This window comes from Leucobacter sp. M11 (assembly GCF_035726885.1).
Classification (GTDB): domain Bacteria; phylum Actinomycetota; class Actinomycetes; order Actinomycetales; family Microbacteriaceae; genus JAPFRB01.
Genome location: NZ_JAPFRB010000002.1, coordinates 697568 through 710002 on the forward strand (window position 1 = coordinate 697568; position 12435 = coordinate 710002).

Consider the following 12435-nt stretch of genomic DNA (forward strand, 5'->3'; position numbering starts at 1 on the left):
GAAATGCCGTCTGGCTCACCTACACCGGCGGGGAAGCCGCGGCTCGCGAGGCCGCGGCAGCCTGCCTGGCCGCCGGGGCCCCCGAGGCCCGGGTTTCTCGGCTCGACCTCCGCGACCCCGCCTCGATTGACGCGCTGGTCGCCGAGGTCTCGGCGACCTGGGGCTCGCTCCACGTCCTCGTCAACAACGGCGGCGTCTGCCCCTACCGCTCGATCGAAGACATCACGATTGATGAGTGGGATGCCGTGCTGGAGACCAACGGTCGGGGCACCTTCCTGCTCACCCGAGCGTGCCTCCCCCTGCTGCGCGCCGCGGCGGGAAGCCCGGAACACCCGGTCGACCGCTCCGTCGTCAACCTCTCCTCCATCGCGGGCCAGCAGGGCGCGCTCAAGACGGGCATACACTACGCGGCGAGCAAGGGGGCCATCCTGGCGCTGACCCGCTCCTTTGCCCGACACCTCGCGGCCGAGGGAATTCGCGTCAACGCCGTGACCCCCGGGCCCGTGGTCTCCACCATTACGGATCACCTGCAGGGCGAGCAGCGCGAGGCGCTCAGCCGTTCGATCCCCCTCGGCCAGTTCGGCCAGCCCCAGGACGTGGCCTGGATCATCGCGGCGCTCGCCTCACCGAAGGCGGCGTTCACCACGGGCGCCACCTACGACGTCAACGGCGGCGTCCGCATCGACTAACCCAGCCTCGGCTCGCGCCGAGGACCGTCCCCGTGAACACCACACCCCAGGAGCCCGCATGACCGCACTGCAGACCGTAACCGCTCAGCTCGACGCCTTCAACGCGCACGACCTCGACGCCTTTGTCGCGACCTACTCCGAAGACGCCGTGATCACCGGAGTCGATGCCCAGCCGATCATCGGCCGGGCCGCGATCCGAGCCTTCTATGAGCCCCGCCTCGCCAACCCAGAGCTGAGCTGCGTGATCGACGCCACCGTGCTCTTCGGGGAACGCTGGGTCGTCGCCCAGGAGCGCGTCGTGAACGCCGGGGTCGCCACGGAGACGATTGCGACCTTCGACGTCGTGGACGGGCTCATTGCGCGGGCCTCCATGCTCAAGGCCTGAAACCCGCGCTCCGCCGACGCACGGACGGGGCCCGGCCCCCGCGAGAGGTCCGGGGCCCCGTCCGTGCCGGGCGCGGCTCAGCCGCTGAGCCCGTATGCGGCGAGGAGTTCTGGGTCCGTTTGCGGACGACCGAAGGACGCGGTCCACGCCCCGTCCACGGCGATGGACTGGCCGCTCACATAGGGGGCTTCGTCGCCGAGGAGGAACGCGGTCAGCGCGGCAACCTCCTCAGCCCTCGCGATGCGGCGCATCGGAGGCCCCTCGGCAAGCCCGCGCTCTTCCGCCTCCGGATCGCTCGCGTTCGCAATCTGCGCGTCCAGGTGCGGGGTCCGCACTCCGCCCGGAGCGACCGTGTTGGCGCGGATCCCGAGGGGGCCATAGCTCACGGCCAGGCTGCGGCTCAACGCGTCGATCCCGCCCTTGGTGAACTCGTAGGCCGCGTGGTCCGCGAAGGCAGCCCGCCCGTGCACCGAGCCGATGTTCACGATGGCGCCACCGGAGCGTTGCGCGGTGAAGGCCGCAACCGCCGCCGTAGCCCCCCAGAGATAGCCGAAGCCGTTGATCTCGATCAGCTCGCGCACCTCGGCCTCGTCCAGCCGGTGCAGGGGAGTTTTCCGGGTGATGCCGGCGTTATTGACCCAGCCGCCGAGCGGAGCGAGGCCCCCGGCCCGCTCAGCCGCCGCCGTGTGCGCCTCGCGGTCCCGGGAGTCACCCAGGACGACGGCGGCACAGATGCCCGCCTCGAGCGTGCCGGAGCCGGCGCTCCGCTCCAGGCCAACGACGAGCCAGCCGTCTGCCGTCAACCGCTCGGCAATGGCGCGGCCAATCCCCTTGCCGCTGCCGGTGACCACCGCGCTCCGCGCGGGTATCGTGCTGACCATCGGGTCCTCCTCGTTTCTGAGATCTGCCACTTCGGGGGTTCCAGCTTGGCGCAGTGCGCGCCCGGGCGACGCGAGGCGGGGCCCGGACGGCAGCGCCGTGCGCTACTCGGGGAAGGCGAAAAACTCCGGGCGGAGGGCGAAGCCGAGCCCCGGCGCCGTCGGGGGGAGTGCCCGACCCGCGACGAATGCTGGCCCGCCCAGGCTCAGCAGCGGTGAGGGGTCATAGGGGTTCCCCTCCGGACGCCGGTTGAAGGTCTCCACCGCGGTGCCCAGATGCACGCTGAGCTCGGGGTAAACGTGACAGGACACGGGCACCCCGCGCTCCGCGCACCAGTCACGCAACTCACGGGCCGGGGTCAGCCCGCCGACCGCGACCACGTCGAGGCGCAGCACGTCAACGGCCTCGCCCTGGACAAGCGCCCGGAGCACCGCCGGGTCCGTGACCTCGTCCCCCACGGACACCGTGAGCCCGGTCTCGCGCCGGATTCGGGCGCACCCGGCGACGTCCTCGGGGAGCAGTGGGTCTTCGAGCCACGCGAGGTCGATCTCGCCCCAGGCCCGGATGTCCGCGAGGGCCTCGTCCGCGTCTCGCCAGCCGAAGCCGACGTCCACGACCAGGCCACAGCCCGAGGGCAGTTCGCGGTTCAATGACCGGATCAACTCCCCCATGTAGGCGGGATCGGCGGCTCGGGAAATCTTGACCAGCGGCCATCCCTCCGACGCCTGCCCCACGACCTCGGCGACCACGTCCGCGATCGGACGGTCCGGGGTCGGATACGACGCCACGAGCATCGTCTCGCGCGGGGCGTTGCCCGCGCCAAGCAGGTCCCAGACCGGAACGCCGGCGTGCTGACCCGCAAGGTCCCAGAGCGCGATGTCGACGAGCCCAATCGCCCGACGGACCAGGCCGACCCTGCCGACGATCGCGGAGCCTCGGAACATCCGTTCCCACGCGGCGGGCGGGTCGGAGCTGTCCGCACCGATGACGTGCGGGGCGACGAGCCGGTCCACAATCTCTGTCATGGGAGCTTCCCGGCTCAGGCAGTACGCCATGCCCGAGAGCCCCGCGGCGGTGTCGACGCGCACCCCGGCGTACTCCCGCCGAGTCACGGTCATCGCCCCGAGCCGGAGCGGCTCGGGCAGGGAGAGCACCGCGTTCGCGGTCCGAACCGCGGCGACCGACGGGCGTTCGGCGGTCACGGCGTGGGCTTCTTCGCGAGGGGCACGCCGTAATCAATCATGAAGCCCCCGTCCACGTACAGGGTCTGCCCGTTCATGTAGGAGGCCTGCTCGGAGACGAGGAAGCTGACCGCGTTGGCGATCTCGCTCGCCTGCGCCAGGCGTTTCGCGGGGATTCGACTCAGGATCGTTTCCAGGCTCAGGGTTCCCGCGTCGACGCCCTGCCGAAACACTCCGGTGTCCACATATCCAGGAGCGACCGCGTTGACCCGCACGCCACGAGCAGCCCACTCGGCGCCGGCGGTGGCGGTCAGCCCGATCACCGCGGCCTTCGTCGTGGAGTAGGGGGCGCGGCCCGCTGATCCCCGGGCGGACACCGAGGAAATGTTCACGATTCTGCCGCCGCCCTCCTGGCCGAGCATCTGCCGCCCCGCGGCCTGCAGTGCGTTGAAGACCCCGTGCAGGTTGACGTTGACCACGGCCTCCCATTCGTCCCAGCTCAGGTCCTCGATGCCCCGGTGGCGCTGGATGCCCGCGTTGTTCACGAGAGCGTCAATGCCGCCGAACTCCGCGGCGATCTCGCCGAAGACCCGGCTGACCGCGGCGTGATCGGTGACATTGAGTTCCCGCCAGAGGGTGGGTTGTCCCGCGAACGCTGTCACCGCGGCCGCGTCCTGTTCGGGGAGCGGATCAGCGGTGAGCCCCGGCACCATGTCGCAGGCGATCACGGTGTAGCCATCAGCGACGAGGCGTCGGCCAATCTCCCAGCCGATGCCGGCCGAGCCGCCGGTGACGATTGCGACGGGGCTGCGCGTAGCGGCGGGTGCGGGGGCGGGGTTCTGGCTCATCGTGTCTCTCTCCGGGCGGTGGCGGTTGCTGGGGTCTGTTGGGGTGCAGGGCTTTCGAGGGCGGCGGATTCAGGCTCGGCCAACACCTGGGCGATGAGGTCAATTGCGCTCGCTTCCAGGCGCTCGAGTGACCCCGGGCGAAGCGGGGTCTGCCAGGCCTGATAGGCCCCGCGCGCATAGGCCTCGCGCGTCGGCAGGTAGACAAATCCGGGGCCGTTGGTCAGGTTCGCGACCAGGATCGGAGTGCCGGGGAAGCGTTCGCGCAGTGTGGTTTGGAAGCGAGAGTACGCCTCGCCCGGGTGCGCCACGAAGATCGCATCGCCGAGCCGCCAGACCCAGACCGGATGCCGAACGGAGGGGCCATCGATGTAGCCCTCTCGGAGGTTCCTGGCCCGGCCAAGTCGCTCCTCGCGACTGCGCGGGTCGATGTCTGCCCAGGTCTCCGCGAGTTCTTCGAGACTCGGCAGGTCGACGAGGTCGAGCTCGGCCGCACCGAGGACCCCGGAGAGGAGCTGGCCCCCGGTTACCGGCTCGGCCGCCCAGACGGCGAGCGGCGCCCCCGACTCCACGACCCCGCTGAGGCTGAGTTCCGTGCCCGGCGTGGGCAGGCCGTCGAGGGCGGCGAGCACCGCGTGCCCGAGCGAGCGGCCGTGCCGATCTGCGACGCCCACGTCCCCCGTGTACTGCTCCCGGGGGGCAAGCTCCCCGGAGGCCCCCTGCAGGAACAGGACGGGCGCGTTCGTGGCGTCCTCGACGAGGGCCCGCATCGCCCCGACGTAATCCGGTGAGACCAGTCGGTTCTGCCACGAGAGCGTGGTCGGGTGGCAAGCGTAGTTCACGATTGTGCCGAGCGTGCGGCCGTTCGCGGCGGTCACCCGCCCGACGAGGACGGTGTCATCGGCCTCCGCCTGGGGGTTGAACCCGACCAGGGCGCGACCGTCCACATCGAGTTCGCGGTTCGCGGCGAGCCCGCAGTGCCCCGTGGCCCACTCAATGCGCCCCGGCTCGGCCGCGGCGAGTGCCTCCCGAGCCGCCTCGATGGCCGCATCCGCCAGCGCTTCCAGGTACCCGGGGATCAGCTCGCCGCCCGAGAGGTGCGCATCGGCGGCGCAGAGCACCGGACCCGCGTGGGTGTGCGAGAGCGACAGCGTGAGGGCGCTCTCGTCAAGGCCGAGCGCGTCGAGCACCCGCTCGCGAACGCCGCGCTCATCGGCCACCCTCCGCCACCAGGTGCCATCGGCCGCGATCAGGACCCGGCTGCCCGCGGCGCCGTGCTCCGGCACCAGCGCGAGCGCGGTCAGCGTCATCTCCCGGTGCGCTCCCTCCGAACGCTCCCAGTCGGCGGGTCCCCAGTTCTTCGCCCGGATTCCGGGTGGCGGGGTGATGTCCCGGACCGCGACGCCGATCAGGGCGCTCGTGCGCGGCACTCGAATCCGATCCCCGAAACGCGTCTGCTCAGCCATCATGCTGCCGTTCCCGCCTGGAGCGCCGCGGCGAGCCGCGCGGCTTCCCGCCGCCGCTCCCGCTCGACCGTCGGATCGGCGATGGGGATCGCCGCCATCAGTGAGCGTGTGTACTCGTGCTGCGGGTGCGCGAACAACTCGTCTCGGCTGGCCTGCTCCACGATCGCGCCGCGGCGCATGACCGCAACGGTGTTCGCCATATAGCGGATCACCGCGAGGTCGTGGCTGATGAACAGGTAGGTGAGGCCGAGCCTGGCCTGCAGGTCTCGGAGCAGGTTCAACACCTGCGCCTGGATCGACACGTCGAGCGCGGACACGGATTCGTCCAACACCATGAACTCGGGGTCGAGCACGAGCGAGCGTGCGATCGCGACGCGCTGACACTGCCCGCCGGACATCGTCCCGGGAAGGCGATCGTTAAATCCCTGGCCGAGGCCGACGAGCTCCAGCGTTTCGGCGACCTTTTCGTGGCGCTCATTGGCCGAGTACAGGCCGTGCGCTTCCAGGGGCGCGCTCACGATCTGCGCCACCGTCTGGCGTCGGTTCAGCGCGGAGAACGGGTCCTGGAAGACCATCTGCATGTCCTTGCGCGCCGCCCGGAGCTCGCGTCCCCGCAGCCGGTGAACGTCGCGACCCTGAATCTCGACGGTGCCCGCGTCCACGTCTTGCAGGGCAAGCACGGCCCGGGACACCGTCGATTTGCCGCTGCCGGACTCCCCGACCAGGCCGAAGGTCTCTCCGCGACGAATATCGAAGGAGACATCGTTGATGGCCGTCACCTGCTCACCGCCGCCGAGCTGGAAGGTCTTCTTGAGGCCGCGGACGCGCACCAGGGTCTCCCCGCGACCGGAGATCTCGACGGGGGCAGCCAGTTGCCGCGCCACGCCGCCCTCCGCGGCGAGCACCTCGGCGCTCGTCGGGATGGGGCGATTGACGTCGATCGTCAGGTCGACGACCGCGCCCAGGAGCGACCGGGAGTAGTCGTGCTGCGGGTTCGCGTAGAGCTCGGTTGCCGGGGCCGTCTCGACGATCTGACCGTGCCGCATGACGTGAATCCGCTCGCAGAACCCGGCGGCGACGCCGAGGTCGTGGGTGATCAGGATGACCGCGGTGCCGTGCTCGTCGGCGAGCCGATCCAGGAGATCGATGATCCGGGCCTGCGTGGTGACGTCGAGGGCCGTCGTGGGCTCATCGGCGATCAGGACCTCAGGGTTTCCGGACATCGCCATGGCGATCATTACGCGTTGCCGCATGCCACCCGAGAACTGGTGGGGGTACTGCCCCATCCGCTGCTCGGGGAAGGGGACGCCGACCTCTTCGAGCAACTCGACGCCGCGCTCGTGCGCCTGCCGCTTGCTCATCGGGCTGTGCAAGCGGATGGCCTCGATCAGCTGAGCGCCGATGGTCATGACCGGGTTCAACGAGCTCATGGGGTCCTGGTAGACCATGGCGACGCGGCCGCCCCGAAGCTTCGCCATCTGGCGCTGGCTCAGCCCGGTGAGCTCGGTGTCCCCGAGCCGGATGCTCCCGCCCAGGTCCGCGCCGTCCGTCAGCCGCATGATGGACAGCGCGGTCAGCGACTTTCCGGAGCCGGACTCACCGACGATGCCGATTTTTTCGCCCCGGCGCAGCGAGAAGCTGATGCCCTTGACGGGCTGGGCCGTCCCATAGCTCACCGTGAGATCGGAGACCTCGAGTACGGGGGCATCGCTCGCTTGGCCGTTCGTGGCGCTCATCGGTTCCGTCCTTTCGCTTGCGCGGTCTCGCCGAGCTGGTCGGCGAGCAGATTGAGCATCCAGATCGTCACGAAGATCAGGATCGCGGGGAAGATCACGTACCCGGTCGACTGATACATCTTCTGATATCCCTGTTGCACCAGGGTGCCCCAGGTCGCTTCCGGCGGCTGAATGCCGAGGCCAACAAAGCTCATCGAGGCCTCCAGGAGGAGGGCGTTCGCCGCGTTGATGGCGGCCTGGACCGTGAGGGGACCCGCCACGTTCGGCAGGACCTCCTTGAGCAGTAGCCGGCTCCGGGGAGCCCCGTAGGACACGGCTGCGGTGAAGTAGTCGGACTGGATTTCGCCGAGCACCGAGGAGCGCACCAGACGAGCGGTGGTCGGGGTCAGGAGCACCCCGATGATCACCGCGAGCTTGACGGGGGTGGCCCCGAACGCGGAGATGAACACGAGCGCGAAGAGCATCTGGGGGATGGCCATTACCGTGTCAGCCAGGCGCATCAGCAGCTCGTCGAGCCAGCCGCGCAGGAAGGCTGCGGCCATCCCCCAGGCGGTGCCGACCACCATCGCCACGATCGCGGCGCCGAGCACGATAAACAGGGTGAGCTGGCCACCGTGGAGCACCCGGCTGAGCAGGTCTCGGCCGAGTTCGTCCGTGCCAAACAGGTGCGCGGCGCTCACGCCAGCGAAGCGGTCGCTCGACTGTTTCGTGGGGTCATAGGGCGCAACGAGGGGGGCGGCGAGGCAGGCGAGCGCGATGACCGCGAGCACCCCCGAGGCCACCCAGGTCTGCCACGGGGTCCGGCGCAGGGCCCCGCCGCGGCGCATGATGGGCAGGAGAAGCTTCTGGGTATTGAGGTTAGCCACGGTTCTTCCCCACTCGCAGACGCGGGTCCAGGACCCCGTAGAGGAGGTCGACGATAAGCGAGGTCAGGATGAACATCGCGCTGATGAGCAGCACCACGGACTGCAGCACGGCGTAGTCCCGCTTGAAGACGGAGTCGATGGCGAGGGAGCCCAGGCCGGGAATCCCGAAGACGTACTCGATGATGACCACGCCGCCCAGGGTGTAGCCGACCACGAGGCCGAGCATCGTCAGGCCGGGAATCAGCGCGTTTCTCAGGGCGTGGCCCACCACGACTCCGGCCCGGTCGACGCCCTTCCCGCGGGCCGTGCGGATGAACGGCGCTGCCAGCGTCTCAATCATCGAGGCGCGCAGGAAGCGTATCAACAGCGGCGCCGAGGCGAGGGCCAGCGTGATCGTCGGCAGGATCATCCCGGTGAGGTTGAGGCCCGGGTCCTCGGTGAAGGGCACGTATCCCCGCGCGGGGAGCCAGCGAAGCGTCACCGCGAACACGATGATGAGGACGATGCCGATCAGGAACTGGGGCAGTGCCATCCCCGCGGTGGAGATCGCGGTCAGGAACCGGTCGAGCCAGCCGAGGGGCTTGAGGGAGGCGATCACCGCGGTGGGCACGGCAATCAGGACGGCGAGGAGCACCGAGATGAGGGTGAGCTCGAGCGTTGTGGGAAGGCGCTGGGCGATCAGCTCGTTGACCGAGAACTGGTTGAAGTAGGACTGCCCGAAGTCGCCGCGGAACATGCCGCCGATCCAGTTCAGGTACTGCTGCCAGATCGGTGCGTCGAGGCCGGCCTCGGCGCGGAGTCGTTCGATCATGGCCGCGTCGACGCCGGGCGTCGATCCGAGCCGGGTGATGACCGGGTCCCCCGGGAGCAGCCGGAGCACGGTGAAGACGAGGAGCGAGGTGGCAATCAGCATCAGAACGCTGATTGCCACCCTCCGGAGGATGAATCTGGTCACGTTATCCCTTGAAGCTGGCGTTTTCGAGGTGGAGCTGGCCGCCGCCCTCGACCCACACGCCCCCCAGCGCGCTGTCGGTCGCGGTCACCACGGTGGCCTGGATAGGCACGATGAGCGGGACCTCCTGGTTGATGATGCTCTGCACCTCGCCCCACTTCGTCGCGCGCTCGGCCTCGTCGGGCTCGCCGACGGCGGCGTCGAAGGCGGCGGCAAAGTCGTCGTTGACCCAGTTACACTCGCACCGGCCCTCGAGGTAGAAGTTCAGCGAGTAGGCGGGCTCCGGCGGGGTCGATTGGAAGTTCGGCACGATCGTCCCCGGGTAGCTCTTCCCCGCGGGGTAGAACTTTTCCACCCAGGTCCCGATGTCGTTGTTCTCGATCTTGAGGGTGATCCCGATCTCCTTCAGGCTGGCCTGCAGGATCTCGGCGCTCGTGTTCCACTCCGGGTACTGGCCAGCGACGCCCCACCAGTTCAGGGTGTCCCCCTCGGTCACTCCGGCTTCGGCAAACAGGGCCTTGGCCTTCTTCAGGTCGTAGCTGTAGTCGTTCAGCTCGCCCCCGAACCAGGGGTTGTTCTCGCTGATCGCGTTGTTCGTTGGCGAGACCATACCCTGGTCGGCGTACGCCGCTTCCAGCACGGCCTCGCGGTCGACCGCGTACGCGAGCGCCTGGCGGGCGCGCACGTCGTTGAACGGGGCCGAGGTCGTGTCCATCTCCCAGCTGGGCCACTGGCTGGGGTTGTCGGGCCGCACGAGCGCGACGGCGGCATCCCCCTCGAACTGCGCCACATCACCCTGCGGGACGGACCAGAGCACGTCGATGTCGCCGGAGCGCAGCCCGGTCACGGCGGCGGTGGACTCGGCGGCCTTCTCGATCGTGATCGTGTCCAGCTCGGGGGCCTCTCCGAAGTACGCCTCGTTGCGCACCAGGGTGACGGAGCTGTCCGGCGTGAACGCAGACACCGTGTAGGGGCCGGTCCCGATGGGGTTCTTGTCGATCTGGTCGAGCGAGTCGACGTCGAGCACCTTGACCCAGACGATCCCCGCGGGGAAGGTCGCCGTCGGCGCGTCCAGGGTGAAGGTCACCGTCCGCTCGTCGGTGGCCGTCACCTGGGTGACCGACTCGATCTTGGTCTTCTCCTGCGTGGAGGTTTCGGGGTCCAGGTAGTACTCGAAGGAGGCCACGACGTCGGCCGCGGTGAGCGCCTTCCCGTTCGAGAAGGTGACTCCGTCCTTGAGGGTAAAGGTCCAGGTCTTCTGGTCGGCGCTCGCCTCCCACGATTCTGCGAGGTCACCCGCGACCTCGCCGGATTCCGTGGTGGTGGTCAGGCCGTTCCAGAGGAGCGGGAAGAGCACTTCTTCCCAGGCAAAGGTTCGGATCGCGGGGTTCAGCTGCGGGATGCCCTGGGCAGCGGCCACCGTGATCTTGGTGGGGGCGTTCCCCCCGCCGGACTCGAGCGTTCCGCCGCCCGTGCCAGCGCACGAACTCAGCGTCAACAGGGCTGCCACGGCGAGGACGCCGCTTGCCAGGGACTTACGTAACATGGTTGTTCCTCCGGGGTTTTCGAACATCATTATTCGCTCCGTATCGCTATAGCATCTAGCAAAACGGAGGATTTGTCCAACCGAGTTTTTCCGGAGCCGTCGGCGAAGCGCCCGGGGCCTCACCCGAGGACGCGGCCCGGGCACGAAAACGATTCTCCGGAAGACCACCCCGCACGCCCGTCATTGCCGCCGGGAGCACTGAGAGGCCCCCGGTCACGCCCCCACCAGCCGCTGAGGTCACCAGGAGCGCTCCATCCGGCAGGAACGTGGCCGCGGTCGGCCGAGGCCCGTCAACCCGAACCGAGAACAACTCCCGGGCCCCGGCTCGCGTCACTCGAAAGCGGGACACCCGCCCGGCGTCCCAGAGCGCGCTCCACACGCCACCATCGGCATCAACGACCAAACCGTCCGGCAGGCCCGCCTCCGCCTGGCCGGGAACGGCCACCCGCCATGAGCCCTCGCCCGGGTTCGGCAGCCCGTCCGGATCGAAGTCGTAGCAGCGCAGCTCCTGCCCGATGGTGTCCGTCGCGTACATCACGTCGCCGCCCGGGCTCCACCCGAGGCCGTTCCAGCACGCCACCGGCCCATCAACGCGGACCAGGTCCCGCCCGTCAAAGCAGAACAGCGCTCCCGCCGGTTCCCCGCCAGCCCGATTCATCGTGCCGAACCAGAACCGGCCCGCCGCGTCGCAGGAGCCATCGTTGATGCGCACCGGCGCCGCCGCCGGGGGAAGCGCCGCGAGCTGGGTCAACTCGCCAGCCCCCCAGGAGTAGCGAAAGACCCCCGTCGGGAGGCCGAGCAGAACGGCGTCCGGGCGATCACCGTCCAGCACGACACACCCCGGCTCGTCGGGCAGGCGAACCCGCTCGTAGGCCTCCGGGTCGTCGAGTCGGCTCAGGGGCACCCGAAACAGCGCGCAGGCCGCGATATCGATGAACAGGAGCGTGTCAGAACGCTCGTCGACGATCGGGCACTCGCCCAGGATCAGGTTCGGGGCAGCGTCGATCCGCGCGGCCAGGGGGGCGTCCTCGATGGGCCGGGTCATGGCACTCCTTTGTGTCCGATGCGAGCGGACCCCCGCCGACGTCGGCGGCGGTGACCCGAGCGCCAGAGCTCTTCAACCGCTAAAGCCTATAGCACGCACCGGGATATGCGAGGATACTCTTACGCTCCGTTCGGGCACCGACGCCAGAGACCGGAGCACTCCCGGCGGGGTGACCGCTCCGCCGAGACCACGACCGCGAATCACCGATCGGAGCCTGCATGGCGCTGAACACCGTCAACGAGATCAGCCTGTCCGAAAAGGTCACCGTCGAGCTGCGCGAGGCGATCCAGTCCGGCCAGCTGGAACCGGGGCAGCGACTCATCGAGCGTCGGCTCGCCGAGCAGCTCGGGGTCAGCCACATCCCGGTGCGCGAGGCGCTCGCCCGGCTCGCCGACGAGGGCTTGATCGAGCGAGAGCCGCGGCGGGGGGCCCGGGTTGCGGCGCTCGATGCGACCGAGCTCGAGGAAATCTCAAGCCTGCGCACCGTGCTCGAGTCTTTCGTCGTGACGCGGGTCCAGCAGCGCTGGACGGCGGCGGACGAGACCAAGCTCACCCGGATCGTCGCGAACATGGTCGCCGCGGCTGAGAAGGGCAACGTGGACTCCGTGCTCACCCACGACCGGAAGTTCCACGAAGCCCTCTGGGAGATGGCCGATCACGGCATGCTGATGGCCGTGTCGGCGCAGCTCCGCGGCCGGATCAACGGCTTCCTCCGGGCGGCGAACGCGGCCCTGCCGCAGGACGCGCTCGTCGAGCACGCGCTCTCCCACGAGATCCTGATCGCCGCGATCGCCGGCGGCGACCCGGCAGCGGCCCAGGCGGCCATGTCCGATCACATCGCCATC

General features: G+C 69.4%; 12 protein-coding genes. 3 read left to right on the forward strand and 9 right to left on the reverse strand.

Translation table 11 applies throughout. The features are described 5' to 3' along the window. Together OOT08_RS07765 and OOT08_RS07770 are read left to right on the forward strand one after the other, a co-directional pair. The coding region (locus OOT08_RS07765) for an SDR family NAD(P)-dependent oxidoreductase (RefSeq protein WP_325092026.1) at positions 1–689 on the forward strand (689 nt) is incomplete at its 5' end. Positions 690–747: 58 nt separating this feature from the next. Continuing rightward, positions 748–1074, forward strand: a complete 327-nt coding sequence (locus OOT08_RS07770) for a nuclear transport factor 2 family protein (RefSeq protein ID WP_325092027.1) — start codon at positions 748–750, stop codon at positions 1072–1074. Positions 1075–1151: 77 nt separating this feature from the next. Here OOT08_RS07770 and OOT08_RS07775 read toward each other — a convergent pair whose 3' ends face one another. The 9 genes from OOT08_RS07775 to OOT08_RS07815 form a co-directional block, all read right to left on the reverse strand. Further along, positions 1152–1955: an SDR family NAD(P)-dependent oxidoreductase gene (locus tag OOT08_RS07775; RefSeq protein ID WP_325092028.1), complete on the reverse strand. Its 804-nt coding sequence runs from the start codon at positions 1953–1955 to the stop codon at positions 1152–1154. 102 nt (positions 1956–2057) lie between these two features. Then, a complete protein-coding gene (locus tag OOT08_RS07780; RefSeq protein WP_325092029.1) occupies positions 2058–3155 on the reverse strand; it encodes a mandelate racemase/muconate lactonizing enzyme family protein in 1098 nt (365 codons plus the stop codon). Then, a complete protein-coding gene (locus tag OOT08_RS07785; protein WP_325092030.1) occupies positions 3152–3982 on the reverse strand; it encodes an SDR family NAD(P)-dependent oxidoreductase in 831 nt (276 codons plus the stop codon). Before OOT08_RS07785 ends, OOT08_RS07780 begins: the two co-directional genes overlap by 4 nt. Further along, positions 3979–5445, reverse strand: coding sequence for a hypothetical protein (locus tag OOT08_RS07790; protein WP_325092031.1), 1467 nt, complete (start codon positions 5443–5445; stop codon positions 3979–3981). The genes OOT08_RS07785 and OOT08_RS07790 overlap by 4 nt, the downstream gene beginning before the upstream one ends. Beyond that, a complete protein-coding gene (locus tag OOT08_RS07795; RefSeq protein ID WP_325092032.1) occupies positions 5445–7181 on the reverse strand; it encodes an ABC transporter ATP-binding protein in 1737 nt (578 codons plus the stop codon). The genes OOT08_RS07790 and OOT08_RS07795 overlap by 1 nt, the downstream gene beginning before the upstream one ends. Continuing rightward, positions 7178–8047, reverse strand: a complete 870-nt coding sequence (locus tag OOT08_RS07800) for an ABC transporter permease (RefSeq protein ID WP_325092033.1) — start codon at positions 8045–8047, stop codon at positions 7178–7180. The genes OOT08_RS07795 and OOT08_RS07800 overlap by 4 nt, the downstream gene beginning before the upstream one ends. After that, positions 8040–9002, reverse strand: a complete 963-nt coding sequence (locus OOT08_RS07805) for an ABC transporter permease (protein ID WP_325092034.1) — start codon at positions 9000–9002, stop codon at positions 8040–8042. The genes OOT08_RS07800 and OOT08_RS07805 overlap by 8 nt, the downstream gene beginning before the upstream one ends. A 1-nt stretch (position 9003) precedes the next feature. Continuing rightward, on the reverse strand, positions 9004–10575 hold the full coding sequence (locus OOT08_RS07810) for an ABC transporter substrate-binding protein (RefSeq protein ID WP_325092035.1): 1572 nt from the start codon (positions 10573–10575) through the stop codon (positions 9004–9006). 25 nt (positions 10576–10600) lie between these two features. Then, complete coding sequence (locus tag OOT08_RS07815; protein ID WP_325092036.1) at positions 10601–11590, reverse strand: SMP-30/gluconolactonase/LRE family protein; 990 nt, start codon at positions 11588–11590, stop codon at positions 10601–10603. A 218-nt stretch (positions 11591–11808) separates the two neighbouring features. On the opposite strand from OOT08_RS07815, the gene OOT08_RS07820 reads away from it, so the two are divergent. After that, the coding region (locus tag OOT08_RS07820) for a GntR family transcriptional regulator (protein WP_325092037.1) at positions 11809–12435 on the forward strand (627 nt) is incomplete at its 3' end.

Coding starts and splice junctions, on each gene's coding strand:
- OOT08_RS07810 (WP_325092035.1), bottom strand. CDS start 10,575: ATGATGTTCGAAAACCCCGGAGGAACAACCATGTTACGTAAGTCCCTG.
- OOT08_RS07795 (WP_325092032.1), bottom strand. CDS start 7,181: ATGAGCGCCACGAACGGCCAAGCGAGCGATGCCCCCGTACTCGAGGTC.
- OOT08_RS07775 (WP_325092028.1), bottom strand. CDS start 1,955: ATGGTCAGCACGATACCCGCGCGGAGCGCGGTGGTCACCGGCAGCGGC.
- OOT08_RS07790 (WP_325092031.1), bottom strand. CDS start 5,445: ATGGCTGAGCAGACGCGTTTCGGGGATCGGATTCGAGTGCCGCGCACG.
- OOT08_RS07815 (WP_325092036.1), bottom strand. CDS start 11,590: ATGACCCGGCCCATCGAGGACGCCCCCCTGGCCGCGCGGATCGACGCT.
- OOT08_RS07770 (WP_325092027.1), top strand. CDS start 748: ATGACCGCACTGCAGACCGTAACCGCTCAGCTCGACGCCTTCAACGCG.
- OOT08_RS07785 (WP_325092030.1), bottom strand. CDS start 3,982: ATGAGCCAGAACCCCGCCCCCGCACCCGCCGCTACGCGCAGCCCCGTC.